This is a genomic window from Wolbachia endosymbiont (group A) of Alloplasta piceator (assembly GCF_964028505.1).
GTDB lineage: Bacteria > Pseudomonadota > Alphaproteobacteria > Rickettsiales > Anaplasmataceae > Wolbachia > Wolbachia pipientis.
In genome coordinates this window covers 285607-312182 of sequence record NZ_OZ034793.1, presented here as the reverse complement: position 1 = coordinate 312182, position 26576 = coordinate 285607, and the positions used below count along the sequence as shown (strand labels likewise).

The following is a 26576-nucleotide window of genomic DNA, read 5'->3' as shown; positions in this document are numbered from 1 at the left end:
TTACCCTTAATTATACTCTAACTTTAACTCATCAACCACATATTGTGGCACTTGCTCATAACAAGAAAAATGCATACTATACTGCGCCCTTCCCTGAGACATAGAACGCAAAACGTTGATATAACCAAACATATTTGCAAGAGGTACCGAAGCAGTAATTATTTTACTATTATTACCTAAATCGAGCATATCAGCAACATTTCCTCTTCTACTATTTATATCACCCATAACATCACCCATATATTCTTCAGGAGTAATGATTTCAACTTTCATTATAGGCTCCAGCATTTTTGGACCAGCTTTATTTGCCATCTCTTTAAAAGCACCTTTAGCAGCAAGTTCAAAAGCTAAAGGACTAGAATCAACCTCATGAAAAGCACCATCAAGAAGGGTAGCCTTAAAATCAATCAACGGAAATCCCGAAATTATACCACCTTCTTTTATCAACTCCAAGCCATTTTCTACCCCAGGAATATACTCTTTTGGAATAGCACCACCTACAATTTTACTTTCAAATTGAAACCCAGAACCAGGCTCAAGAGGTTCAAATTTTATTTTAACCTTAGCAAACTGACCAGCTCCACCAGATTGTTTTTTATGAGTGTAATCAATTTCAACAGATTTAGTGATAGTTTCACGATATGCAACCTGAGGAGCACCGACGTTAGCCTCAACGTTAAATTCGCGCTTCATTCTATCAACAATAATCTCAAGATGGAGCTCACCCATGCCTTTCAATATAGTCTGGCCACTTTCCGCATTTACTGACATTCTCAAAGAAGGATCTTCTGCAACCAACCTATTTAGAGCAATACCTAATTTTTCCTGATCTGAAGTGGTTTTAGGTTCCACAGCAATTTCAATAACAGGCTCAGGAAATTCCATACGCTCCAATAATATAGGAAAATCAACAGAACATAAAGTATCTCCGGTGGTTGTTTTCTTTAGCCCAACTAAAGCAACTATATCTCCAGCCCTAGCCTCAGTTATATCTTCTCGGTTATTTGCATGCATAAGTAACATTCTGCCAATCCCTTCAGTTTCGTTTTTTAACGCATTTGAAGCGGTAGATTTAGACTTTAATTTACCAGAATAAATACGGATAAACGTCAAGCTGCCTACAAATTTATCCGTCATCACTTTAAATGCAAGAGCAACAAATTTCTCTTTTTCTGAAGGTTTGACCTCAATTTTCTTTTCTGAATCTTTAGGATCAATTCCAACAATTACATCAACATCAATAGGAGAAGGTAAAAAGTCAACCACACCATCTAAAAGTGGTTGTACGCCTTTATTTTTAAAAGCTGATCCACACAACACAGGAACAAATTTTCCTTTAATGGTCCCATTTCTCACGCATTTTTTCAGTAAATCCACTGGCAGATCATTAGACTCAAAGTAAGTATTCATCGCTTCATCATCCATCTCAGCTGCAGCATCTAATAAAAGATTTCGATATTCTTGAGCCTTATCAAGCAAATCAGAAGGAATATCTTCATAAGAAAATTTAGCGCCCAACGTTTCTTCTTTCCATATAATGGCTTTCATAGAAATAAGGTCAATTATACCTTTGAAATCTTTCTCACTCCCTATTGGTAAATGAATAACTAAAGGTGCTGCACCAAGCTTCGTCTTTATCATATCAACACATCGATAAAAATTTGCCCCTATTCTATCCATCTTATTAACAAAGCAGATACGAGGAACGCTATATTTATCAGCTTGACGCCACACTGTCTCAGATTGAGGTTCAACTCCAGCAACTCCATCAAATACAGCAACTGCACCATCCAAAACCCTTAAAGATCTCTCAACTTCAATAGTGAAATCAACGTGACCAGGAGTGTCTATTATATTGACCCTATGATCATTCCAAAAACATGTTGTTGCAGCAGATGTGATTGTAATACCACGCTCTTTTTCTTGCTCCATCCAATCCATAGAAGCTGCACCATCGTGCACTTCACCAATTCTATTTTGCTTACCAGTATAAAATAAAATACGCTCTGTTGTGGTAGTCTTACCAGCATCTATGTGAGCCATTATCCCTATATTTCTGTATTTAGATATTCCAATTTCCATATCACAATTAATTAGCTAACATTAAAAACGAAGATGAGAAAATGCCTTATTAGCTTCAGCCATTTTATATTTTTCTTCGCACATCTTAAACGCACCACCGCGTTTATTATAAGCATCCAGTATTTCAGATTGCAAACAATCAACAGTGGTTTTTCCACTCTTTTTTCGAGCAGCAGAAGTTGCTTTAGCAATCCACCTTAACGCTAAAGAAACCGCTCTATCTTGTCGAACTTCAACAGGTACTTGATAAGTTGCACCACCAATGCGTCGAGAACGCACTTCTATAGAAGGAGTAACATTTCCTACTGCTGTCTCAAAAATTGATAACCCACCTTCGCCTATTTTCTTTTCAGCTAAAGACAAAGCGTCATAGATAATCTTTTCTGCAGTAGATTTTTTACCACATTTCATGATTGTATTAATGAAACGCATCAGCAAAACACTGCCGTAACGCGAATCAGGACTTATTTCTCTTTTTTTTGCTTTATTCCGACGAGCCATAAAATTTAACCAGATTTCTTTACACCATATTTTGAACGAGCTTTCTTTCGATTTTGCACACCACGCAGATCAAGGGCACCTCTTATTATGTGATAACGCACACCTGGCAAATCTTTAACCCGCCCACCACGTATCAAAACAACAGAGTGTTCTTGTAAATTATGACCTTCACCAGGTATATAAGCCGTCACTTCACCATACCCACTAATTTTTACTCTGGCTACTTTACGGAGTGCTGAGTTAGGCTTTCTAGGAGTTGTAGTATACACCTTAGTGCAAACACCTCTCCTTTGAGGGTTGCTTTCTCCCAAAGCTGGTACCTTTTTCTTATGGGTCAATCCTAATCTACCCTTACGTATTAATTGATTTATCGTAGGCATATGTTATAAACTCAAGCTCATTAAAATAACTAGGTTTTTAGTTATAAAATAATAAACCTCAATAGTCAATATAAAAATAAACATTACTACTCTAATAATTAAGCTCAACTGCCTTGAAAGCCATCAGTAGACTTCTTGCACTACCTCCCAAGCCACAACTGTCATTCAGTAGAAACGAAAAAATTACTTTACAAGCTTCGCCAGCCCCCTTATCATGAAACTGAAGCTATTTATTTATCTTCTCTGTACAGATTAAATGACAAAAAAACTCACGTATCTGGCGTATCATGTTTAATTTTTTGCACTATGTGCACTCTATGTCTTTATAAAATTTCTAGGTTTTTACCTAATATAAGCTGAAATGCGCTTATAAAGCATTTAAAACATTAAAAAACGCCAACTTAAAAAATGGATAGTGAATAACTAGCTACCCTAGGGTTTCTTTTGCCTTTTTTTCTGTTTAGTAAATTTCTTAACGTTTATAATTTAGATTAGTTGCGGTTTAAAAGCAGCCAAATCGCGGTTATTAAGTGTTTAGAATAAAAAAACGCCATACTTGAAAGTATAATGTAAGTAATTAGCCAACCACGGGGCTTCTTTTGCCTTTTTTTTATTTGGTAAATTTCTTAAATATTTATGGCTAAACGACAATCGTCATCCCGCTACGTGTTAGCGGGATCTAGAGATACCGCGGCGGTATGACGTGGACTGCTGTCATTCCGCTACGTGTTAGCGGCTAAGATACCGCGAATGAATCGCGGTATGACGGTTCGTGGCGGTATGACGTAAAGCTCGCGTTAGCTATACTTTTATGCTCACCAACTTAGCTGGATCCAAGTAGTCAAGCTACTTGGATCTGCAAATTGCAACGTTCGTACAGCTGCGTGCTTGACACCGGGATTTAGTGCAGCTACCCTAAACTGGAAGCTCATCTTGCTATTCTTGGCTGAAAGGAACATATTTTTAGAATAATGAAAACAATCAGCACTTTAATTCAAGAAGGATCGGAGTTATTATCGTCACATAAAGTTGAATCACCACATTTAGATTGTGAAATCATCATGCAGCACGTACTTGGAGTGGAAAGATCATTCATAATTATGAACCATGCTGATCAAGTGCCGATGGAGAAAGAACTTTTATTTTGGAAATTAACAAAAAAAAGAGCGGAAAGATATCCAATATCGCAAATAATAGGTAATCGTGAATTCTGGAGTAAAAATTTTATAGTTAACCAGCATGTTTTGGATCCAAGACCAGATAGTGAAACATTAATCTCAACAGTGTTAAAATATTACCCAAATAAAAAGCAGAGACTAAAAATTGCAGATTTTGGTACAGGCACAGGTTGTTTATTGATATCCGTACTTAGTGAGTATGAATATGCCGTTGGTATCGGTTTTGAAAAAAGCTTGGAAGCATACAAAGTTGCCTATCAGAACACAAAGAAACATGATCTTCTCAGCAGAGCCAAAATATTTCCAAGCTCATGGACAGAGTGCAGAGGTTCATTTGATCTGATAATTAGCAATCCTCCATATATTAAAAGAAGCAAATTAAAAGACTTACAAGCCGAAGTGCAAAAAGAGCCAAGAATTGCTCTTGATGGTGGAATTGATGGTTTAAACTGTTACTTGAGTATTTTTCCAATATTGAAAAAGTGCCTTAAAAAAAATGGGTTTGCAATATTGGAGATAGGTGAAGATCAAAATGATATTGACAAAATAATACCCTCATACAAATTAGCTTTTCAGGAATATGTACATGATTTGGCAGGAATGAAGAGGTGCATTGTTATGCAAAAAACATAGCTAATGTTTTCTTCCTTCATCCCATATTATCCTATGTCATCCCAGCACCCTCTAGCTAGTCATCCAAGTAGCGTGACTACTTGGATCTATATTTACTATGGTCAAGGCATAGGATGACAGGAACGGTTTTATGCATTTTTTAAAAGGGCAACATGTTTAAGCTTTGCTGGCAAAGTGGAAAGTAAGGCCAGCCTCTATACCGTGTGTGTAAAACAATGTATTACCTATATTTATATCTTCTTTTGCTGCATTTGCTGGTTTACTCTGATCATCAAGCTTCTTTTTACCCCTGTTATTAGGATCATCTATAATTTCTCCAAGCGCATCCGTTGTAAGTTTAAGACCATCACCAATAACACCACCAATAGCACCAAAACCTCTATATCCGATATGCATATTTACATCTTCGTTTATGTGATAATCAAGGCCAGCTTTTAATTGACCTGCGGGTCTTATTGACGATTTTTCAAACATTGTCATTCTTGTTGCACCGACTCCAACCCCAACATAAGGAGAAAAAGAGAAACGGTCACTCTTCCAATGATGATAAACATTTGCCATTAGAGACATGTTTTCAATTTGGTCATGATTAACTGTAGCACTATAGATATAAGTTTTTTTACCAGCATCCTTACCAATGTCCTTTAGGTATGAAACAGTTATTTGACTACTTGTTAAACCAACATTATCCACTTTTACAGAAGAATACATCCCTTCCAATTCAGCTCTATAGCTGTTGTTACCCAATTCTCCTGTGTAACCAAATGCCACATTTGCAGCAAAAGGTGGATTATAATCTCCTTTATACTCACTTAGTGACTGACCTTTTGTGTTCCGAGCATCCCTGTCATTTATAGACAAATTTTTGATATCTGTAGTGCTTGTTTTTAGTTCACCCATGCCATTAAAAAATTGACCATAATACCCACTACCAAAGTAAAACCCTTCTGTTTCACTCGCAAAAGATTGTTGTGACAACAATAAAGCAAGTGCTGTAACCGCTAATGTTTTTTTACTAATCATTACTACTCCCCTAGTTAAAATAGCTAATCTAATACTAATTAATTAAAAATGGCTTAATATGAAAAACCTAATTATTTGCATAACTTGCACTTTTCTGAGCTAAAAATAGGCAAAGTTAACCTTACTTCTCGTCATTTTTTAATTTATCCTCATCTTCAAATTCATCCTCCTCTTCTTCGTCATCAAACCCATCATCGCTCCTATCCTCATCTTCCTCGTCATCATCTTCAAACTTATCGTCGATATCTTCATCATCAATATCTTCGTCTGCAAATTCATCTGATTCATCATATACTGCATCTTCGGTTTTAGTTTCAGCAGGATAATCAACTGAATTAGGTCCCTCAAGAACATTATTCCCCTCGTTATTAACCTTATCTTTGCTCGCAGCGGCAGAAAGAACTTTGTTTGGGTCATATGGTTCTTGTGTAGGCACACGAGTTTGTTTGAGCAGCCTTCTTGTGAAGGTGGTATCACTGTAGTACAAAATTTTCTTTGATTTAATTGGGTAAGTCGACTCTATTAAAATTATCTGATCGTCACGTGGCAACATAATAACTTCTTGAGGCAATAGCAATGCTCTCTGTATTTCAGAGATATGTAATGACCTTGAAGCAGGATTTAAATCTAAAAATTTAGGCTTATTCAACGATTCTTGTTGTACAGTTTTGTTTCCTATAAGTTGCGATATTAAATTAGCTGTTTCAATATTATTGGCTGCAAAAGTTATTCTGTAAGTCGAGTTTGACAAAAAGGAGTTCATCCCTGCTTCTTCGTATATTCCTTTGAGCTGCTCAGTATCTTGAACAATTAAGAATAACCTAACTCGATAACCACGAAAATATGCAATACCTGTTTGAAATTGCTCCATTTTTCCAAGTGTAGGAAACTCATCCATTAAAAACAATACGCCATAAGGCTCGTCATCCGATGGCAATTTTCTACATAAAAACTCAGTTGCCTGTTGGTAAAAAACCTGCATTAAAGGCCTGAGCCTAGTCAAGTTGTCAGGAGTTAAACCAACATAAACTGTAATTTTCTTCTTTTTAAAATCTAGAATATTAAAATCACTTGACGCAGTTGCAGTATCAATCAATGGGTTTGCCCACAATTCAAGTGATGAGTTCATGGTTGATACAACACCTGACCTTTCTTTATCAGCTTTTTGTAAAAAAGCTGCAATATTCATATATGCTACAGGGTGTAGTATTTTACCCATTGTATCAAGAGCAACAGCAAGATTATAAACCACGTCATCACTACGCATCGTACGCACAACTTCACCAAAAGATTTAACTTTCTCTGGTGCAGCAAGTAAGTATAATACCACTCCAACAAATAAGCTTCTTGCTTCATTCTGCCAAAAGTCTTGTTCAGGCATGATTAGGTTAGCTATTTTCTGCACATCGTCAACCATCTGCCCAGGTTTTTCACTAATCCATTGTAATGGATTGTAACAGTGACTTATTCCATCTGGCTGCGCTGGATTCCATACGTATACTTTTTGTCCTTGTCGTTCTCGCCAACCACTTGTTATTTCATAGTTTTCTAATTTTATGTCGTGTACAATTACCGAGTCAGTCCAAAATAATAAATTAGGAATTACAAAGCCAACACCCTTACCAGAACCTGTAGGTGCAAATAACAATGCATGCTGAAACCCATCAGAAATGAAGTATCCTCTTTTATCTTTACCAAGCAATAATCCCTTTTTGCTTCTTAATCCTGCTTTTCGTATGTCTTTCTCTGATGCCCACTGCGAATCTCCATGAAGTGATTCCTTCTTTTTAAATGGTCGCCACTCAATTATCCTTTCTCTTAAATTCCATAAGATAATCATTAAAACAATGATAGGCAGTGCAGAAGATATAATTAATGTGATTTTGAGCTCAAGGCTATATAACTCTGGATGATGCCAACAATATTGTATATGATCAAAAATCGTTGGCCAAAGAGCTTGAGGGAAAGGCGTCAAACTAGGATTAATTGCCTTAAAATCCACAGCATCCGGACCATCAGCAAACAGAACAAACAATATACCAGATAGATAGAAGCAAAACTCAAGTACGCTAAAAGCTACTACACCTCCTATGAGAATATTACGTAGGTGATTTCCATTACTCATAAACTACTCTTCCTTAACTTATGTATAAATTTAAGCATTTTCGCTCGCAGATCTAGTAAATAATATCTCAGAAATGCTTCTTTTGCCCCCACCGGTTCTTTTTAGCTGAATAACAATATCAATCACATTTCTAATGTATGGTATAATTTGGTCTGGAGGAATGCCAAGATTTGCCTGCATAACCATCAATTTTATTTGCTCAAGGGCCATTGTTGGACTATCTGCATGAAGGGTTGATATTGATCCAGGGTGACCAGTATTTATCGCCCTGAGAAAACTAAAAGCTTCCGCTCCACGGAGCTCACCAACTATTATTCTGTCTGGCCTTAAACGTAAGCACGCTTCTATCAAATCTTGAGTGGTTACTTTTGCTCTGCCCTGCCCTCCTTTAGAGGCAATTAGATGGACTTTATTGGGATGATCGTTCAAAACGATTTCCCTTGCATCCTCAACAGTAATAATTCTTTCCTCAGCTGGAATAGCACGCAAAGTAGCATTAGTAAAAGTAGTCTTACCAGTGGAAGTTCCACCACTAATTATAATATTTTTCTTACTTATTACAGCGTATTCTAAAAACTCTTTTATTTTTTTTTGCCTTAACAATAAATCCAAATGACGGTCAACTGGATTATCAGTTGCTTCTGTAACAGTTTCAGAAAAAGCCCCCATTTTTTCGTAATCATCGAGTGCTAACTGCATGCTAGAAGGCTTACGAATCGACATGACTACTTTATCAGGTTCACATGCTGGCGGAAATACTATCTGTATACGATAACCATTTGGTAATGTTGCCGAAAGTAACGGCGCTTCTTCGCTAAGTTTTTGTTCTGTAGCTTGAGCAATCAGTCTGCCAAGAGATTTCAAATGGTTAAGATCGAATACTTCTAATTTTTCACACCTTATTTCACCGCGATTTTCAATCCATACTTCCTTTGGCTTATTTATTGATATTTCATTTACGCCTTCTTCTTGAAATATGCCTTGTAATGGCTCCAAATATGTATCAAGTGCAGCATAGTTCATTTCATTGATTTAATATTGCCTGTGGAGGAAATACTATATCTTGGTTAACAAATACTTTCAATGCAGTGCCTTGATCAACATAAATAGTTGGTTTTTTATCTGTATATCTGCCCACTACATCCCGCATATCTTTAGAAAAATCCTCGATTGATTTCCCGATTGCTTCATCATAAACAGACTTGCTTTTTCTTTGAATTTGTTCTAACAGTTGATTTACAATTTCCAGGCTTATATTTACCTCGTCTTCTTCAATTCCTAGTGCTTTTGCTATTTCCTCTTTCATTATTTTTAGTAAATCTTGTCTGCTTTTGGCACTCCGAATTCTTCCGATAGCCCCAAGGCCTAATTTCCATTTGTCACTAGATATCTTCTTTTCTGGGTCAATAATGAGTTGGAGAGAAGAAAAATCTATTTCGGTTGCAGTGATAGACTTTACTGCATCTCTGATAGTTAGCGTATCAACAAGATTAGAAGCCTTTTGCCCTATAACAGCAGAACCAATCGAAACACCAGCAAGTGTCACTGAAGAGAATAACGCACTTACCATTTTGTTATCAACTATTCCTGCTATTCCTGCTCTACCAAGCTCGTCAGTACTAAGTGATGAGATTGCAATATCTATTCCATGTGGCAGAATCACTCTATTCCAGTTTATATTTACACGAGATTTAGCAACATTCGAGTCAAATGAATAACTGCCTATCAATCTTGAGCCTTTAGGTATTAAAACTGTATCACCAGTTTCTGCATAAACATCTCTACTCACCATAGCACGCAGCATTCCTTGCAGATCAGAGTTTATTGCAGTTTCAAGAACAGCATCAATAATTTTACCTTGAGTAATCATTAAACCAAGCTTTCCTACTCTGGTAGCTTTGCTCGATTGTGCTGAAGTGTCGGATAAAATAGCATCAGCAGCCTTGTTCTCTCCACTACCACCTGAAATTGTCAACATCTGTGCACTACGTCTGTCTCTAGGATAACCGCCACCCCCTATTGTAGGAAACGAGGTAGGTAAATTGCCCATAACATTACTAGAAGGAAAATTTTGCTTTGGCAAAATAGGTATATTTGACACAGGAGTTTCTTTTGGTTTCTCTTCTTCTTTTTTCATCACTTCTTCTTTTCTAATTTGTTTTATTTCTGGTATGATTAGTGGTGTAGGAAGAGGAGGTAAGGGTGGTAAGTGATCAGTTATTATTCTTTCAGGAACCATTACATTATCTGGAACTTGTTCCAACTTTCCTTTTAATTCTTGAACGTTTTGCTTTGTTTCCTCTTTTTTAATAACTTCTGAACCCTCTTTAGGAGAAGGACTAAAATAGAGATAATACACTCCACCAACCAGAAGCACTAAAATAATGACCATCAATGCCCTATGACCTTGATTAGAGCCAACTGTTACTACCTTATTCTCTATTTCTGATTCATCTTCTGAATTGTTACGCCTTTCTTTATTCATATTGCATGTACCACAGCTAAAGTGACCTATTTATAATTTCAACTTCACCATCTTCATAACGCATAAATAGCTTTTTATGTACTCCTTTTATTATAACATAATCATCAAATAACAGCCTTTTACAAGGTTTATCCTCCCCTTCTACAAAAATCTGAGGTATTTTATTATTATTTCTAAATTTTAAATAGGTTAAATAACCATCATCAAATAACTCAATCGGAACTATATCCGCATTACCACCTTCATCAATATATGTATAATTGTACTTCGTATCATTTTCTTGTATTATTTTTTCTAGCTTGTCTGTAGTATATTGCATTTGAGTAGGTAAAGAAACCTCATCTAAATCAACATCAAATTCACCTTCTTCTTGAGGATAATAAAAACGTACTACGTAAGATATATCCTTTTCAGCAGAATAATCGTGATCCACTTTCTTAGCATCAGTACCCGGGTATTTATCGTAGTTTGGCCTTGAGATTAAATCAAAAATGTAATTTCTTTTTTTAGTTGTCGTAATAATCATGTTAGTGCGACTACTAACTTCAAATGGCATGATAAGCAATTTATTGTCATAAGGATTAATTTTCCAACTTGATGCATCACCAACAGCGATATTTTTAACTTTTTCTCCTTCCGCAAATTCAATATAAGAATAGTAACCCTGACTAAAAACCACCGTAAATACTTCATTAGGGCTATACACAAAAGTCTTTATTCTACTATCTATAGAAATAGGCTCATTATAATTAATGGATGCGTTTAAATTGCGACTTACAAGTAAAGCTAAAACTAATAATATCCTATACATATTCATCATCTACTCTATATGAAATAACTTGAAATCCTAATGGGTTAATATATCTTTGCTGATCATCCATTTCAAGCGATGCATATCTATATGACATAATAACTATCTTATTTTTTCTCGTAGAACTTCCATCTTTCCGTGTAAATTCCACAAAAAATCTCACCTGAAGAGCATCGTTACCCAACTTTTGAATTGAGCGAATTTTAAATTCACTTTTGGTATCTGAATATAAATTAAAAAGATCATCCATATTCTGCGATCCTACATAATTTCTAAATTCATTATACACATTAGGTGAGGAAAACAACCTCACCTTTGTATAATAGTTATAATTATAATGATATGGATCAAAAACCTCCCTTGCTTTTACATACTCTGAAATAAAATAATCGTTTAGCGCTTCATCTGCAGAATACTGTTTTACTGTGACAGGATCAACCAATTGCACTATTCCTGATTTCTTGTCAATTTCTATAACAAATGGCTCAATAGTGCTACTTGTGCTAATTTTAAATACGACTAATATGCTGATAGAGATCGTTGCTAATAATATTAATGCAAATAAAAGTAGAATATTCCTTTGAGCAATAACTGTGCTGTAGCGGTTTGAATTCCAATTTATATCCTTATCTAAGGATTCAGTATTTTTTTCTCGCTTAAAAAATCTTAGCATTTTAGTATTCCTAAAAATCTTAACTTATGTTAATAAACATAGCAAATTAACAAAGTAGTTACAGCAAAAAAGCTAAAAAACTCTTAATCTATGGCCTAATTTACCAAACTTTGTCTCCATATATGAATCGTTATATTTATTACGTTCCACAATAAGTGGTAGACACTTTGTAACTCCTATACCACTACTTTCCAATTCTGACAATTTCCTATCATTGTTTGTAAGTAATTGGATTTTGTTAATGTTCAATTTCTTAAGCATTTTAGCTGCAACAGCAAAACTCCTTTCATCATCTTCAAAACCCAATATTCTATTTGCATCAACAGTATCAAGATTATGTCCTCTTTGCATACTGTACGCTCTTAACTTATTAGTTAAACCAATGCCTCTTCCATCTTGCATCAAATACAATATAATACCACTTCCAGAGTCAGCTATCATTTGAATTGCTTGATGTAACTGACTTCTGCAATCGCATGACAAGCTATCTAACAAGTCACCCGTATAGCACGAAGAATGAATTCTCACTAATGGTTCGTCATCTTTATCTGGATTGCCAATGATAATTGCATGATGTTCTCTTCCACCACTTTCGGTTCTATAAGATATGATATTTACTTCTTGAGTCTGTTTTAAAAATAATGATGTTTTGCACACTTCATATACATCCTGATTTTCTTGAAAATTATTTATGAATGACGTGTCCAGTGCAATAACGTCATTTTTCTCGCACCAATTTCGCATTTCATGGTTATTCTCAAAAGTCATATCAGCCACTAACGCGTATGGCAATAATTCTGAGAACTTAAGCAAGGCAATAGCACATTCATCTATTGTCTTTGAGCATTGCAACTCTTTTATGCAATCTTCCTTTGAACAGTTTATTAAATAGAGCAGTTCATCAAAATTATTCACCAACAGACGTTTGCTGTTATGTTCTTTATTCTGAGATATGTATTTTACCTTACTTGAAGTTAAAGTAACATATACATTACTTGATGTAAGCTTGTATTGATTAAATAAATCTCTTTCTAAAGCCTCAGCAGCAGCAAACAATAGGTAATTACTTTCATCATATATTACAATTGGCCGACCGCGCCTGATTTCGCTGATAGCTCTTTCTACCTTATTGCTACTCTGATTTCCTATAAACATTTTTACCCATATTAAACAGCGATAAAAACTGGTGCGGCCGAGAAGACTTGAACTTCCAAGGCCTTATGAGCCACAGCGACCTCAACGCTGCGTGTCTACCAATTCCACCACGGCCGCACTATATTCTAGTTTTTATATAATTATTTTAAATTACTTAATCATTTTAGAATTTTTCATCTAGAGTGTCAATCTGATACTAGAATAATTTAGAAATTGTTTGTATAATTTGATTATGAATTTTGTGATTATAAATTTTAATCATTTAAGATAACCTTACTACTAATTTTTAACTTAGGTTTTTATACAAATGAATATAGCTAATATCTTTATTTTTTTAGCTCTCTCTCTTATAACTAGCTTTCATTTCGTCCATGCACAAATATTATACACATGGTCTCAAGTTATCCCAGAAAATAAACTAAGCATACGCGCAATTACGGACAATGACATGTGTCCCATTGTTTATGTTGATGGCGAGGAAACAGAAATGCTGAATCGCAGCTCAATTAACAATGGTGATCATAACGAAACAGTTTGTGAACTGACAGTACAAACAAGTGCCAAAAACATTAGTATTGAGGATCTACGGGTTCCTATATTACCAAAAAAGGTTAATAAAATTGCTTTCATTGGTGACACGGGCTGTAGAATAAATATGTTATTTCAGCAGGAATGTAATTCGGTAGATAGCTGGCCTTTAAAAAAAAATTTAGATTCAATCGCCCTTCATAAACCAGATTTAATTATCCATGTTGGTGATTATCATTATAGACAAACAAAATGTAGAAATACAAAAAAGTGTGGCGATATTTATGGATATAATAAAGAAGTTTGGTACGCTGATTGGTTTGAGCCTGGAAAGGATATTTTATCACAATCCCCTTTCCTTTTTGTTCGTGGAAACCATGAGAGTTGTGATAGAGCTTATGAAGGATGGTTCAGGTATCTAGATTCATACCCCTTTTCGTCTGAAAAATGTGGAAACTTCGTTTCTAGTTGGTCCTTAGATGCTGGACCGATGAAATTTTTTATCTTCGACTCTTCATCCGGTGAGGATATTTTTACAACCCAAAGCACAATTGATGCTTTTGAGAGGCAATTTGATAAATTGATACAAAATAGTTCTGACAAGCCCATGTGGTTTTTAACTCATAAACCGCTTTGGAGATCTCCAAAAAAAGAATTTTTGACATTAAAAAGCCATGGTAATCTTACACAAATCGAAGCTTTTGGAGATAAATTTCCAAGCAATGTTACTACCATAGTTTCTGGCCACATTCATATAGCCCAGATTTTATTAATGGATAATGTTCCAGACCAAATTATAGTTGGAAACGGTGGTGCATCATTACACGCTCAAGATCAAGAATCTGTTTATCAAAATGTAGAATTTGACTATTTAAATGGTAAAAACTACTTAGCACACGAGGTTAGAAACTTTTTTGGCTTTGGCTTTGCAATACTAAATTTAGATGATCACGAATTTACCTTCTATAATCAACACAATAAGGAAATGTATTCTGCGAAGCTAACAGAAGATTTTAAACTTAAACGGATTAAAACTATAGTCGATTCATTTTAGGATTTGTTATTAGCTATTTTAAAAACGCTACTTAAACATTTTTTTTAATCGATTGATTTCATCAGCAAATTTTGAGTCGGTCTTTATAAAATTTTCTACTTGTTTTACTGCATGTATAACAGTAGCATGGTCTCTGCCACCAAAGTTTCTCCCAATATCTGGTAGGCTTTTTTGCGTAAATTTTTTGGCAAAATACATAGCTATTTGTCTTGGCCTTGCAAGACTGCGAAGCCTTCTATTGGATTGCATATCTGCAACCTTTATATTGAAAAATTCAGCTACTTTCTTTTGTATTTCTTCTATTGTGACTGACCTATGATTTGACCTAAGAAGATCGATTAGGGTTTCACTAGCTGATTCTACCGTCATACTTCTTCCAATTAATGAGGTATGGGTAACCTTATTTAATGCTCCTTCTAATTCTCTTATATTAGATTTTATGTTCCTTGCTAAAAACTCTAGGACATCTTTCGGAACATACATATTCATCTGCTCCACTTTTGCCTGCAATATACCAAGCCTTAATTCAAAAGTTGTTTCATTAATATCTGCCACCAACCCCCAACCGAGTCGTGATTTTATTCTTTCTTCCACTCCATCAAGATCACTAGGAGACCTATCAGCTGATATAACCAATTGTTTATTTTGGTCTATCAATGCATTGAAAGTGTGAAAAAATTCTTCTTGTGTACTATCTTTACCACTGATAAATTGCACATCATCTACCATCAATACATCTACTGATCTAAATTGCTCTTTAAATAACATAATATCTTTGCTTCGCAGCGCTGTAATATATTGGTACATGAATTTCTCTGCTGATAAATACACCACTTTTCTTTTTGCTGATGGGGAATTGACTATGTGCCAAGCTATAGCATGCATTAGATGTGTTTTACCAAGTCCCACTCCACCATATAGAAACAAAGGATTGCTGCCTAATATTGGATCTATAGATTCTGCCACACGCTTTGCCGCCGTAAATGCTAATTCATTTGGCTTTCCCACTACAAAATTATCAAAGGTGAACCTTGGATCCAGCGGCGAACCAAGATTATGATTACTTTCCTCTCTGTTTTTTAGTATAACATTAAAATTTGAATTCCTCTCCTCAATTACTTGAATATCAATAGAACGTATACTTTTATCTTCGCTTTGCCATAATGATAATATTTTTTTCATGTAATGAACTGTAATCCACTCTTTTATAAACCTTGTTGACACGGATAAAAGAACTTCCCCATTTCTGCTACTGACAAATTTTAGTGAACTCAGCCAACTATTATATGTTGCTTCTCCATAAAGATTATAAAGACAATTTTGGATTTTTTCCCAAGTAACATTGTGATCCGTTACTGTAATAATCTGATCAAAAAACACAGTAGAAACCTTAGGGCTAGTTAAGTTCATATACCACACCAAGAAAAAAGCAATAATTAGAAAAATACAAGATAATCAATAGCTTACTGCAAAATGAAAAGCTAATACTACTTAATACATACTAAAAATTATGGTGATTTTTTGATGGGTTGTAAAGGGTATAAAAACATTAAAATTGATCATTTTTATTTCAAAAAAATGAAAAATTTGTAAATGTCGCTTGTATCGAGGATTAGAAGCATGCTATTAAAAACAGTAATACATTATGTATAAATAAGATGTTAAATTTACTGGCAAATAAGTAAAGTATTCATATAAATATAGCTAACCTAATATAGATTTACTGAAGCAAATTTATGATTATATTAAGTAATTTGAGTTGTTATGCTGTATTCGGTATTGAACTAGAGTTTTACATTGAAGGAATAGAAAAAGAATACTTATTTCTGAATAGCATCAAAAATAAAATAGCATCTCTTGAATTTTCTTGCGAGAAGGAGAATTCTACACATCAGTATGAGATAAAAAGTGGTTGTTATACGAACTCCGACAATTTAATTAAGCATTTTGAGTTAGCAAAACAATCACTTACTGAAACAGCACAAAAACTAGGTGGGAATATTTCTTTTAAAGCAAAGCCCTATTTGGATAGAGCAGGCAGTGCATTAAATGTGCATGTTAATCTCGTGAATTCAAATAACGATAACTTATTTTATATCAATGAGCAAAAGTACAGTGACTATCTGATTCATAGTATTGGTGGATTATGTGCAATGATGAAAAAACATATGTTGTTTTTTGCTCCAAATGATGATTCATATTTAAGATTTCAGTACCCGGATATTCACACTCCAACTACGATTAGTTGGGGAATAAATAACAGAACTGCTGCAATAAGAATTCCCTATTTTGGCAACGATTCCAAAAGATGCCGCCTAGAGCACCGTGTTCCTGGAGCAGATTGCAACCTTGAAAAAGTACTCACAGCAATAATTGAAGGTATAGTTTTTGGTATAGAGAACAAAATTGCTCCGCCAAATAGAGTGTATGGCATTGCATCTGATCCTCAATATAAGATGGAGAGTTTGATATAGCAACTACATCTAAAACCCTAACCCGTTAAATGGCTGTTGGATAATTGGCTGTTTTAGCACTTCCCTCACATCATTATTTACATTCCCGCACTGTAATAGCCACTCTGCAGGAGATAGTTTTCTCTCAGGTTTAGATTCTATACTAATATTTGCACTTGGTCCTTCAGGAAGTGGATTACCAAGCGCATCCATGTGTTTAGGTAAAGGTTCCATAACAATATTTGTAGCACTAGAAACGGAATGACTATCTTTAGTATCAGCGCTTTTAGAAAGTGAATTACCTTTGAAATCCATATGTTTAGGTAGTCCATTTTTCATTTCTTCTTCTGCTCTTTTATTTTTTAATTCTTCTTCTAGCTCAGTTTCAGTTCTTTTTGGTTCTTTTACGGTATCTTTTTCTTCACCTTCATCTTCTGAAACTTTATCTCCTGAAACACGAGTAATTTCAGCTTTAGTTCTTATTTTATGAATCAGCGAAAGTAATAAGTAAGTAACTGCAGCAGCAGAAACGATAATGGCTATCTTTGCGGCAATGTGGATTGCTGTTAAAAATATTAAAGCTGATAAAGCTCCAGCTAATCCAGACACAATAACTTTATTTTTGCCTTTTGTTACATTTAGAATTGCCACCATAATAACCTCTCAAATACTGTTCTAGAATTATTATACAGGAATTTTCTTATACTTGCAATTTTGCGAAAATTTTAATTATTTGCATAAAGTTTTAAAGCTACACAAGGATTAATTAATATGCAATGTATCTCGACTATAATATTGTACAAACACACATATTCAGCTAACATTCAACATGCAGAGCTTACTCATAGAGCGAAACAGGGCGGTGGTATTATTACTTATAGTAATTTTTATCTTCGGTTCATACGTTTATGTAAAAATGCCAAGGGAAAGCAATCCTGATATACAGATTCCTATAATCAGCGTGTTTGTTGGACTTCCTGGGATTTCTGCTCAAGATAGTGAAAAGCTATTAGTGCTTCCTGTAGAAAATGAACTAAGATCCATCGAAGGTGTAAGAGAATTGAGAGCTTTTGCAACTAATGATGGTGCTCACATGATACTCGAATTTGGAACAGAGTATGATAATAAAGAAGTGCTCGATAATGTCCGTTCAAAGCTTTCAAACATAAAATCGAAGTTACCTGTTGAAGCGGAATCTCCAATAATAAATGAAATAAACTTGAGTCTATTTCCCATATTAAATGTTGGCTTAATTGGTAATCTGCCAGAAAGAGCCTTAACTGAAATAGCACGCAAGTTAAAGAAAGAAATAGAATCTCTGCCAAATGTTCTCAAAGTTGAAGTGGCAGGTATTCGTAAAGAAACAGTGGAAGTTATAATTGAGCCCACAGTTCTAACAAAATATAACATTCAATCAAACGAAATATTCCAAGCTATATCAAGCAATAATAGACTAGTGGGAGCTGGGTCACTGGCCGGTAAATATTCGATTAAAATATCAGGGTTATTAAAAGATATAGAAGATATTATGAATATTCCTATTAGATCTCAAGGCGATGCAGTTTTGAGAATCAAAGATATAGCAAAAGTATACCCTAGGTTTGAGGATCACCAAGGATTTGCTCGCATTAATGGATTACCTAGTGTCATGCTAGAAATTTCAAAACGTAACGGAAAAAACATAATAGACACAGTAAATCAAGTAAAATACTTAATGGATAAGGCAAAAGATCAATTACCTGAAAATTTAAAAGTGGTGTACTTAAACGACCAGTCAAAAAACGTCCGCGATGTGCTTGATGACTTGGAAAACGGCATAATATTTGCTGTGTTGTTAATATTGATCATAATGATGCTTTCTATGGGAACAAGGATTGCTATTCTTGTGGCACTCTCGATACCCGGTTCCTTTCTCATTGGGATAATAGCTCTTTACTTTATGGGTATAACCTTAAATATCGTTGTGCTCTTCAGTTTAATTATGGCTGTTGGCATGCTGGTTGATGATGCAATTGTGATCAGCGAATATGCCGATAGAAAGATGATCTGCGGAATGGATAAAGTAGAAGCTTTTTACACTTCAGTTCGTGATATGTTTTATCCGGTTCTATCATCAACGTTAACTAAATTAGCAGTGTTTTTTCCTCTATTATTCTGGCCTGATACTGTTGGTAAATTCATGCAGTACATACCAATTACAATAATTCTAACTTTGACTGGATCGCTCATTATGGCTTTGGTTTTTATACCAACACTTGGTGCAATATTTGGTAAGCCTTCGATAACTTCAAAAAAAGAAATAAAAAAAATGAGTGCTATAGAAAGTGGTGAAATAAAAAATGCTGGGCCTATAATAAGAGCTTACGTACGCATGCTAGAGAAGGTTTTGGATAATCCTAAAAAATTCGTATGTGCTACTGTATTCGTTTTGTTTTCATTTAGTGTGCTGTACTTTACTTTTGGTCCTGGAGTAAAGTTTTTTCCGAAAGTGGATTCAGATAATATTTTAATCAGTGTTAAAGCAAAAGAAAGCTTATCAGCCAAAGAACGAGATCTGATACTCAAAGAAGTGGAAGAACGCATTTTGAGCATTGAAAAAGAAATTCATGTTTCTTATGCTAGATCAGGAGCATTTTCAGACAACGTTATCGCCAGAATACAACTAGAACTTATGGATTGGCGCTTCAGGCGCAAAGCTAAGCACATACTAAATGATATAAGGAGCAGTGTGCAAGACATGAAAGGAATAATAATTAATGTTCAAGAGGAAAAGCCAGGACCGTCGGCTGACAAGCCAATACAAATTAACCTCAGCGGGAGTGTATCCAGTTTGAATTTAGCAGCAGAGAAAATTCTAGAAATTATGAACCAACCTTCATCCGGGTTTATAAATATTCAAGATAGCAGATCAGCACCTGAAATAGAGTGGAATATGAGTGTTGATAAGAGTAAGGCTACAAGCTCTGAAGTAAGTGTTGCAACCATTGGCGATTTTATAAAGATGGTTACAAATGGAGTGTTGATTGGAAAATATAGACCAAATAACACGGATGAAGAAATCGATATTGTACTCCGTTTCCCTGGAAAGGATCGCAACATGAAGACTATAGACAATCTTTTTATCAATACAGTTAATGGCCCGTATCCTATGAGCAATATAGTAAAATATGCTCCCGAAAAAAAGGTAAACAAACTAAACAGGATTGATGGATTACGCATAGTGACAATCTCTGCTGACGTTGATACTGGCTATCTTGTTGATGAAAGAGTAAAGTTCATTCAGAATTCTATTGCCCAGGATTGGGACAAGGGAGTAAAAATTGATTTTAAAGGCGACAAAGAAGATCAACAAAAATCAGGAGCATTTTTGTTAAAGGCTTTTATATTAGCGATTACACTAATGATATTGGTATTAGTGACACAGTTTAATAATGTATACCATACATTTATCGTAATGACAGCAGTGTTTTTATCCACAACATGTGTGTTTTTTGTTTTCTTTCTTATCCAACAAGTTTTCGTAGTTGTTATGTGTGGAGTGGGGATAATTGCTTTGGCGGGAATTATAGTGAATAATAACATACTATTACTTGATGCCTTTCATCACCAAATTAAGGTACACAAAAATGACATCAAGCGATGTGTAATAAACGCTGCAATTTCTCGCGTTAGGCCAATATTGCTTACCGTTGCAACCACAGTTCTTGGTTTAATACCGATGATTACCAGGTTAAATATCAATTTTTTTACGCTACAAATCACATATGATGCTCCATCAAGCCAGTGGTGGGTTGACATTTCAACAACCATAGCAAGTGGAATATTGGTTGCAACGGTTTTAACTTTATTCTTTACTCCTGCGTTGCTTGTTATACAAAGACATGAAAAAACTTGACTTAAATTAGCAATCATTTAACATTTAAGATAGTGTTCTTTCCCCGTTGGAGCTATAATTATAACTAATTACATTGGATTTATTTATTATGATTGCTAATCGTAAAAGCAGTGTTAAGCAGAAAAGTAACAAGAATAACATAGTTGGAAGCCTTGATGTAATAAAAACAGCAGGAGAGCTTTCACTTCAAAAAGGTTTAGATTTTGATGTTGTAATAAAGGCACTAGAAAGTGCTATAGAAGCAGTGGCTTATCAAAAATATGGTAGCAAAAGTAAAATTGTAGTTAATATAGATAGAAACACAGGCAAAGTTACTTCATACAGAAAACTAAAAGTTATTGATGACGAATCAAATAGAGAAGAGAATACTGAGTATGAATCAATTACGCTGACACAAGCTAAATTAATAAAAGAAGATGCAAAAATTGGAGATACTGTTAGTGAATTACTCTCTCTTAACACTGATCTTGCTTCAGCAAGAATTGCCCAGCAAAAAATTGCTCAAATAATTAAAGATGAAGAGTCAAAAAAGCAATATGAGGAATTTAAAGATAAGGTGGGAGAAATAAGGTATGGTATTGTTAAACAAGTAGAATATTCAGATCTTATTATAGACATAAATGGCACTAAGGCATATCTTCCATTACGAAATTTAACCGGTGGTGAATCATTTCGTGAAGGCGATAAGGTTAAAACTTATATACAGACTGTTAAGCGCTCTGATGATGGACGTCAAATTATTCTTTCTAGGACTCATGAAGGCTTTTTAGAGGCATTATTAAATCAAGAAATACCAGAAATTGCTGATGGGTTAGTAACAATTAAAGGTATAGCTAGAGACGCCGGCTCAAGGTCTAAGGTTGCTGTTTTCTCTCCTGACAAGAACATTGATCCAGTAGGTGCTTGTGTTGGAGTTAAGGGAGATAGAATAAAAACCATTATACACGAATTAAATGGTGAAAAAATTGACGTTATAAATTACTCCTCAGATTTGGGTCAATTTGTTATTAAAGCCATTACTCCTGCAGAAGTATCGAAGGTTATTATTGATGAAAATGAAAATTGCATAGAATTAATAGTTGCTGAAGATCAATTGAGTTTAGCTATAGGAAAAAAGGGCCAGAATGTAAGATTAGCTTCAGAGCTTGTTGGATGGAAAATTGAGATATTAAGCACTCAGCAAGAATCAGAAAGGCGAAGTAAAGAACTTAGTCAATGTTCAGCTTTATTTGCTGAAGCTTTAAACTTAGAAGAGATTATGGGTCAGCTATTGGTGACAGAAGGTTTTTCAAGCGTAGAAGATATATCCAGCGCTTCAATTAAAGAGCTTGCTTCAATAGAGGGCTTTAATGAGGATATTGCAAACGAACTTCACAATAGAGCAAACAAGTATCTGAAAGCAGAAAATGATAGAAAAATAGAAGAGCTAAAAAGTCTAGGTATGGAAGATGATGTAATCAATTTAACTTTATCAATAGACAATAAAATTGCTCTTAGTAAACATGATATTAAGACTTTAGAGGACATAGCAGATTTATCAAGTTATGAGTTTTGCAGCATACTCTCTTCCTCAGCTGATAATAAGATGAATTCAGAAAATCTAAAAGATACAGTAGACTCAATAATCATAGAAGCACGTAAAAAGCTTGGGTTAATATAATAAAATAATATGAATAATGAAGATATCAGTAATAAAAAATTAACGCTCCAAGGCTTAAGCAAGCTTAAATTAGACCTCAATTTAAACTCTTCAACTAGCCCAAGTACTGGAGCTACAATAGTAAAAAAAAGAAGAAAAAAATCTCATGATGCAGAAGAACATAATTTATTTGACGAGAGTAAATTAGGTTCTTTAACAGAGAAAGAACAAATTTTCCGCATTAATGCTGTGCAGAATGCTGCTTTGCTGAAAGAAAAAAATCAGAGAGAAGAAAAAGAGAAAACAGCAAAAGAAGACAGCAATAAAGAGATTGACGAGAAAAATGAAGCGGACACTTTATCTAAAGAAATAAATAAGCAAGTTTTAAGTGATACTCACTTAGTTGAACTAAAAGAAGATAATATTGACTATGAGGGCGACGATAAAAAGTCTTCTAAAGTCAACAAAGATATATATTCTAAGCATTCTAAACTGGTAATTGCACAGGCAATAGATGAAAAAACTGAACAACCCCCTGTATTTAAGCAAAGATTTGGTATAAGAAGTAGAAAGTCAAAGTTTACCAAGGGTAAAAATATATCAAGAGAAGTTATTATACCAGACAAAATAACTATCAGGGAGTTATCTATTCGCATGGCAGAAGATAGCAAGAGTGTGCTAAAAATGTTCAAAGAAGAAGTCGGTGAGAGTTATAGAGTAGATGATCTGGTGGATCCAGATATAGCATGTGAAATAGTGGAAAAATTTAATCATATGGCTAAACGAGTGAGCGATACCAACAGAGAAAAAGATTTATTTTTTATAGAAGGCAGAGAAAGCCTGCCTAAAAAACCTAAACCACCAATCGTCACTTTTATGGGACACGTCGATCATGGTAAAACCTCATTGCTCGATGCATTTCGTGAATCTAATGTTGCAGAAAGAGAGTCAGGTGGCATAACTCAACACATAGGTGCTTATCAAATAACGACAAAAGATAAGCAAAAAATTACCTTTATTGATACACCAGGACATGAAGCGTTCACTGCGATGCGTGCACGTGGTGCCAATATTACTAATATAGTTGTAATAGTAGTTGCAGCTGACGATGGAATCATGAAACAAACAGTTGAAGCAATAAATCATGCAAAAACAGCAAATGTTTCCATTATAGTTGCTATTAATAAAATTGATAAATCTGAGCCTGGTGATGTAGAAAAAATAATTAATAGTTTGCCTCAATATGATCTCATCCCTGAAGGGCTTGGTGGTGATGTTATGATTGTGCCAGTATCAGCAAAAAAGAAAACTAATTTAGATAAACTAGAAGAGACGATTTTGTTAATCGCTGAATTAATGAAGCTAGAAGCAATAGAAGATTGTCGAGCACTTGGATGGGTAATAGAATCCAAAATAGATAAAGCGAAAGGAATATCAGCCACATTGATAGTTGAGGAAGGAACGTTAAAGGTTGGTGATATATTGGTAGTTGGTACAACATACAGCAAAGTACGTAGTATGGTTAATCACCTCGGTCAAAGAGAAAAAGCAGCACTACCCTCCGCTCCAATTGAAATTACTGGTCTAAATGGTGTGCCAAATGCTGGAGATAAATTTGTTGTTATAAATTCTGAAAAGCAGGCGCGTGAAATTGTTGAATACAGGCTAGAGTTAATCAAGAAAAAGAAAGAAGATTTGGGCGACAATAATTTAGATATATTCAGTCGTAGTAACAGCGAAACAGAAGAACTATCTGTAGTTTTAAAGTGCGATGTAACTGGTTCTATTGAAGCAATATCAAGTTCAATTGATAAACTCGGTAAAGACCAAGTGAAATTAAATATCCTACACAAAGCAGTAGGAGGGATAACAGATTCAGATGTGCTGCTTGCAGAAGCATCAAGTGCAGTAATTTTAGCTTTTAATGTAAAAGTGGATTCAAAAATAAGGGACTTGGCAAAACAAAAAGGTGTAGAAATACATACTTATAACATAATATACGAGCTCATTGACGACATGAGAATGTATTTAACTAAAACGTTAAAGCCTGTTACACGAGAGGTTCGTGTTGGCTTTGCATCTGTGAGGCAAATATTTAACGTATCTAAAGCTGGTAATATCATTGGATGTTACGTAAGTGATGGAGTCATAAGAAAAGATTCTTTAATTAAGGTAATGCGTGGTGGCAAATTGGTGCATGAAGGAAAGTTAAAAGCACTACGTAGATTTAAAGATGATGTTAAAGAAGTAGGTGTAAACTTTGAATGCGGAGTATCACTAGAGGGTAATATCGATATTAAAGTTGGAGATATTTTAGAAGCTTATCAATTAGTGCAAGAAGAAAGGGTATTATAGTAGCTGGATATGAAAAAGGAAATTAGAAACCTAAAAATAGCATCGGTATTGCATAGAGCGATATCAAGAGTCCTAATGGAAGGTAAGGTGTTCAATAAAAATGTAGCGGTATCTGACGTAAAATTAAGTAAAGATTTGAAAAAAGCAGATGTATATATTGTGTTATCTTCATTGAATATTCAAGTAGCTGACTACTTAGATCCAGAAAAAAGACGCACTGGAGATCCTTCTGAGAATAATTGTGATATTAATACTGTTGTTAATGAAATGAACCAATCTGCATGGTCAATACGTAAATCTATATTGTGTTATGTTGATTTGCGATTTATACCTGAACTAGTTTTCAAGCCTGACTTAGCGTTCGATAATTTTGTTAATGTAAGCAAAATATTACATAATCACACTTAATTAATGCATTTCAATCGTTACTTTTCATTAATGAGGTTGCACAGTTTAACGGGTTTGTGGCTTGTGCTATTTCCCAGTTTGAGCGGTATTCTTTTAGCCTCAACTTCTCTATCGTATCAGGTTCTTTTTCTCCTTGTTTTGTTTACTATAGGTGCATTTTTAATGAGACCCGCAGGGTGCATAATCAATGACATTTTCGATAGGGAAATAGATGCGCACGTTGAACGAACAAAATATAGGCCACTTGCAAGTGGTGCATTAAACATAAAGCAGGCTTTAGCTTTACTTTCACTGTTACTGTCTATTGCCCTGGTAATCTTATTATTAACTAATAAAACTACACTCATACTTGGAATAATCTCAATGTGTATGATAGCTACTTACCCTTTATTAAAGCGGTATGTTTGGTGGCCACAATTGTTCTTAGGGTTTACCTTCAATATGGGATCGCTCATGGGCTCAGCAGCAATAACAAACCAGATCAGTATAGAATCCTTGCTGTTTTATATAGGATGCGTCTTTTGGACACTTAGCTATGACACCATATACGCCCATCAAGATAAAAAAGATGATGAAAAACTCGGGATGAAATCTACCGCATTATATTTTGGTGATACAACAAAATCTTGGTTGAAAAGATTTTATTTAATATCTCTTATGACGTGGCTATATGCTGGTATTTTATCATCATTAAATAACATTTTTTATATTGCTCTACTTGCTGTAGGGTTCATATTTCACCGCCAATACAAAAATTTCAATCCTGACGATCCCAGTCAATGCATGTCCATATTTAAAAATAACTCCTACGTAGGGTTGCTGCTCTTTTTCGGCATTCTTTTAGATAGAATTATCACCTAGGTCTCAAGAGTTTCGGCTCTAATGAAATCAATAGACTCAGGTAGCCCGCAGAAACAAAAAAACTTGCTTGACAAACTCCGCCAGCCCTCTTATCATGAAACTGAAGCTATTGTATTTGCTTTCGCCAATCTGCAGATTAAAAGGTAAGGATTACTTAATGTATCGGCGTCTTATGTTCAATTTTTTGCAGTATATAGATACTGTATGTCTTTACAAAACTTCATCTACATCTAGATTTTTATCTAAATAAGCTGAACGCGCTTATAAAGCGTTACAAGACATCAAAAAATGCCAATACTCGACAGAGATAGTAAAAGACTAGCTAACTCGGGGATTC

The 26576-nt window shown here is 34.8% G+C and carries 20 protein-coding genes and 1 tRNA gene; 8 read left to right on the top strand and 13 right to left on the bottom strand.

What is annotated here, in order from left to right; genetic code table 11:
- Nucleotides 1–6: 6 nt before the first annotated feature.
- Genes fusA through rpsL form a run of 3 tightly spaced genes read right to left on the bottom strand, consistent with a single transcriptional unit; the run spans nt 7 to nt 2963 of the window.
- Nucleotides 7–2082 (bottom strand): elongation factor G, encoded by a 2076-nt coding sequence (gene fusA, locus ABWU31_RS01560; protein ID WP_353271280.1) that lies wholly within the window; start codon nt 2080–2082, stop codon nt 7–9.
- A gap of 21 nt (nt 2083–2103) precedes the next feature.
- Complete coding sequence (gene rpsG, locus ABWU31_RS01555) at nt 2104–2583, bottom strand: 30S ribosomal protein S7 (RefSeq protein WP_007549313.1); 480 nt, start codon at nt 2581–2583, stop codon at nt 2104–2106.
- Nucleotides 2584–2588: 5 nt separating this feature from the next.
- A complete protein-coding gene (gene rpsL / locus ABWU31_RS01550) occupies nt 2589–2963 on the bottom strand; it encodes a 30S ribosomal protein S12 (RefSeq protein ID WP_006279787.1) in 375 nt (124 codons plus the stop codon).
- Nucleotides 2964–3934: 971 nt separating this feature from the next.
- Here rpsL and prmC point away from each other — a divergent pair.
- Nucleotides 3935–4774, top strand: coding sequence for a peptide chain release factor N(5)-glutamine methyltransferase (gene prmC / locus ABWU31_RS01545; RefSeq protein ID WP_077188468.1), 840 nt, complete (start codon nt 3935–3937; stop codon nt 4772–4774).
- 156 nt (nt 4775–4930) lie between these two features.
- Here the strand turns inward: prmC and ABWU31_RS01540 are convergent, their stop codons facing one another.
- The 8 genes from ABWU31_RS01540 to ABWU31_RS01505 form a co-directional block, all read right to left on the bottom strand.
- The gene (locus tag ABWU31_RS01540; protein ID WP_353271279.1) at nt 4931–5797 is read right to left on the bottom strand and encodes a P44/Msp2 family outer membrane protein; all 867 of its coding nucleotides are present in this window, start codon (nt 5795–5797) and stop codon (nt 4931–4933) included.
- A gap of 121 nt (nt 5798–5918) precedes the next feature.
- Nucleotides 5919–7922, bottom strand: coding sequence for a type IV secretory system conjugative DNA transfer family protein (locus ABWU31_RS01535; protein ID WP_077188467.1), 2004 nt, complete (start codon nt 7920–7922; stop codon nt 5919–5921).
- Between the two features lie 30 nt (nt 7923–7952).
- Nucleotides 7953–8945, bottom strand: a complete 993-nt coding sequence (virB11, locus tag ABWU31_RS01530) for a P-type DNA transfer ATPase VirB11 (protein WP_065094644.1) — start codon at nt 8943–8945, stop codon at nt 7953–7955.
- A 1-nt stretch (nt 8946) separates the two neighbouring features.
- Nucleotides 8947–10407, bottom strand: coding sequence for a TrbI/VirB10 family protein (locus ABWU31_RS01525; protein WP_338482684.1), 1461 nt, complete (start codon nt 10405–10407; stop codon nt 8947–8949).
- 16 nt (nt 10408–10423) lie between these two features.
- On the bottom strand, nt 10424–11218 hold the full coding sequence (gene virB9 / locus ABWU31_RS01520) for a P-type conjugative transfer protein VirB9 (RefSeq protein WP_353271278.1): 795 nt from the start codon (nt 11216–11218) through the stop codon (nt 10424–10426).
- Nucleotides 11211–11891: a type IV secretion system protein gene (locus ABWU31_RS01515; protein WP_338976936.1), complete on the bottom strand. Its 681-nt coding sequence runs from the start codon at nt 11889–11891 to the stop codon at nt 11211–11213. The genes virB9 and ABWU31_RS01515 overlap by 8 nt, the downstream gene beginning before the upstream one ends.
- Nucleotides 11892–11963: 72 nt before the next feature.
- Nucleotides 11964–13046, bottom strand: a complete 1083-nt coding sequence (locus tag ABWU31_RS01510) for a GTP cyclohydrolase II (protein WP_010082649.1) — start codon at nt 13044–13046, stop codon at nt 11964–11966.
- Nucleotides 13047–13075: 29 nt separating this feature from the next.
- Nucleotides 13076–13163: transfer RNA gene (locus tag ABWU31_RS01505), tRNA-Leu, on the bottom strand.
- A 190-nt stretch (nt 13164–13353) separates the two neighbouring features.
- On the opposite strand from ABWU31_RS01505, the gene ABWU31_RS01500 reads away from it, so the two are divergent.
- Entirely contained in the window at nt 13354–14628 is a 1275-nt protein-coding gene (locus tag ABWU31_RS01500) for a metallophosphoesterase (RefSeq protein WP_353271277.1), read from the top strand.
- A 27-nt stretch (nt 14629–14655) separates the two neighbouring features.
- Here ABWU31_RS01500 and dnaA read toward each other — a convergent pair whose 3' ends face one another.
- A complete protein-coding gene (gene dnaA / locus ABWU31_RS01495; RefSeq protein WP_338482679.1) occupies nt 14656–16038 on the bottom strand; it encodes a chromosomal replication initiator protein DnaA in 1383 nt (460 codons plus the stop codon).
- Nucleotides 16039–16364: 326 nt separating this feature from the next.
- On the opposite strand from dnaA, the gene ABWU31_RS01490 reads away from it, so the two are divergent.
- Nucleotides 16365–17102, top strand: coding sequence for a glutamine synthetase (locus tag ABWU31_RS01490; protein ID WP_006279775.1), 738 nt, complete (start codon nt 16365–16367; stop codon nt 17100–17102).
- Between the two features lie 9 nt (nt 17103–17111).
- On the opposite strand, the gene ABWU31_RS01485 is transcribed toward ABWU31_RS01490, so the two are convergent.
- Nucleotides 17112–17735, bottom strand: a complete 624-nt coding sequence (locus ABWU31_RS01485; RefSeq protein WP_338976932.1) for a hypothetical protein — start codon at nt 17733–17735, stop codon at nt 17112–17114.
- A gap of 175 nt (nt 17736–17910) precedes the next feature.
- Between ABWU31_RS01485 and ABWU31_RS01480 the strand changes: the two genes are divergently transcribed.
- From ABWU31_RS01480 to ubiA, 5 genes are all read left to right on the top strand, one after another.
- Nucleotides 17911–20976, top strand: coding sequence for an efflux RND transporter permease subunit (locus ABWU31_RS01480; protein WP_353271276.1), 3066 nt, complete (start codon nt 17911–17913; stop codon nt 20974–20976).
- Between the two features lie 88 nt (nt 20977–21064).
- Nucleotides 21065–22636, top strand: coding sequence for a transcription termination factor NusA (gene nusA, locus ABWU31_RS01475; protein WP_006279771.1), 1572 nt, complete (start codon nt 21065–21067; stop codon nt 22634–22636).
- Nucleotides 22637–22645: 9 nt separating this feature from the next.
- Nucleotides 22646–24970: a translation initiation factor IF-2 gene (gene infB, locus ABWU31_RS01470; RefSeq protein ID WP_353271275.1), complete on the top strand. Its 2325-nt coding sequence runs from the start codon at nt 22646–22648 to the stop codon at nt 24968–24970.
- 9 nt (nt 24971–24979) lie between these two features.
- On the top strand, nt 24980–25378 hold the full coding sequence (locus ABWU31_RS01465; RefSeq protein WP_006279769.1) for a ribosome-binding factor A: 399 nt from the start codon (nt 24980–24982) through the stop codon (nt 25376–25378).
- A gap of 3 nt (nt 25379–25381) precedes the next feature.
- Nucleotides 25382–26239, top strand: a complete 858-nt coding sequence (gene ubiA / locus ABWU31_RS01460) for a 4-hydroxybenzoate octaprenyltransferase (protein ID WP_077188461.1) — start codon at nt 25382–25384, stop codon at nt 26237–26239.
- The last annotated feature ends 337 nt before the right edge of the window (nt 26240–26576 follow it).

Coding starts and splice junctions, on each gene's coding strand:
- fusA (WP_353271280.1), bottom strand. CDS start 2,082: ATGGAAATTGGAATATCTAAATACAGAAATATAGGGATAATGGCTCAC.
- virB9 (WP_353271278.1), bottom strand. CDS start 11,218: ATGTATAGGATATTATTAGTTTTAGCTTTACTTGTAAGTCGCAATTTA.
- rpsG (WP_007549313.1), bottom strand. CDS start 2,583: ATGGCTCGTCGGAATAAAGCAAAAAAAAGAGAAATAAGTCCTGATTCG.
- virB11 (WP_065094644.1), bottom strand. CDS start 8,945: ATGAACTATGCTGCACTTGATACATATTTGGAGCCATTACAAGGCATA.
- ABWU31_RS01525 (WP_338482684.1), bottom strand. CDS start 10,407: ATGAATAAAGAAAGGCGTAACAATTCAGAAGATGAATCAGAAATAGAG.
- rpsL (WP_006279787.1), bottom strand. CDS start 2,963: ATGCCTACGATAAATCAATTAATACGTAAGGGTAGATTAGGATTGACC.
- ABWU31_RS01480 (WP_353271276.1), top strand. CDS start 17,911: ATGCAGAGCTTACTCATAGAGCGAAACAGGGCGGTGGTATTATTACTT.
- prmC (WP_077188468.1), top strand. CDS start 3,935: ATGAAAACAATCAGCACTTTAATTCAAGAAGGATCGGAGTTATTATCG.
- ubiA (WP_077188461.1), top strand. CDS start 25,382: ATGCATTTCAATCGTTACTTTTCATTAATGAGGTTGCACAGTTTAACG.
- ABWU31_RS01515 (WP_338976936.1), bottom strand. CDS start 11,891: ATGCTAAGATTTTTTAAGCGAGAAAAAAATACTGAATCCTTAGATAAG.
- nusA (WP_006279771.1), top strand. CDS start 21,065: ATGATTGCTAATCGTAAAAGCAGTGTTAAGCAGAAAAGTAACAAGAAT.
- dnaA (WP_338482679.1), bottom strand. CDS start 16,038: ATGAACTTAACTAGCCCTAAGGTTTCTACTGTGTTTTTTGATCAGATT.
- ABWU31_RS01535 (WP_077188467.1), bottom strand. CDS start 7,922: ATGAGTAATGGAAATCACCTACGTAATATTCTCATAGGAGGTGTAGTA.
- ABWU31_RS01510 (WP_010082649.1), bottom strand. CDS start 13,046: ATGTTTATAGGAAATCAGAGTAGCAATAAGGTAGAAAGAGCTATCAGC.
- ABWU31_RS01540 (WP_353271279.1), bottom strand. CDS start 5,797: ATGATTAGTAAAAAAACATTAGCGGTTACAGCACTTGCTTTATTGTTG.
- ABWU31_RS01500 (WP_353271277.1), top strand. CDS start 13,354: ATGAATATAGCTAATATCTTTATTTTTTTAGCTCTCTCTCTTATAACT.
- ABWU31_RS01490 (WP_006279775.1), top strand. CDS start 16,365: ATGATTATATTAAGTAATTTGAGTTGTTATGCTGTATTCGGTATTGAA.
- ABWU31_RS01485 (WP_338976932.1), bottom strand. CDS start 17,735: ATGGTGGCAATTCTAAATGTAACAAAAGGCAAAAATAAAGTTATTGTG.
- ABWU31_RS01465 (WP_006279769.1), top strand. CDS start 24,980: ATGAAAAAGGAAATTAGAAACCTAAAAATAGCATCGGTATTGCATAGA.
- infB (WP_353271275.1), top strand. CDS start 22,646: ATGAATAATGAAGATATCAGTAATAAAAAATTAACGCTCCAAGGCTTA.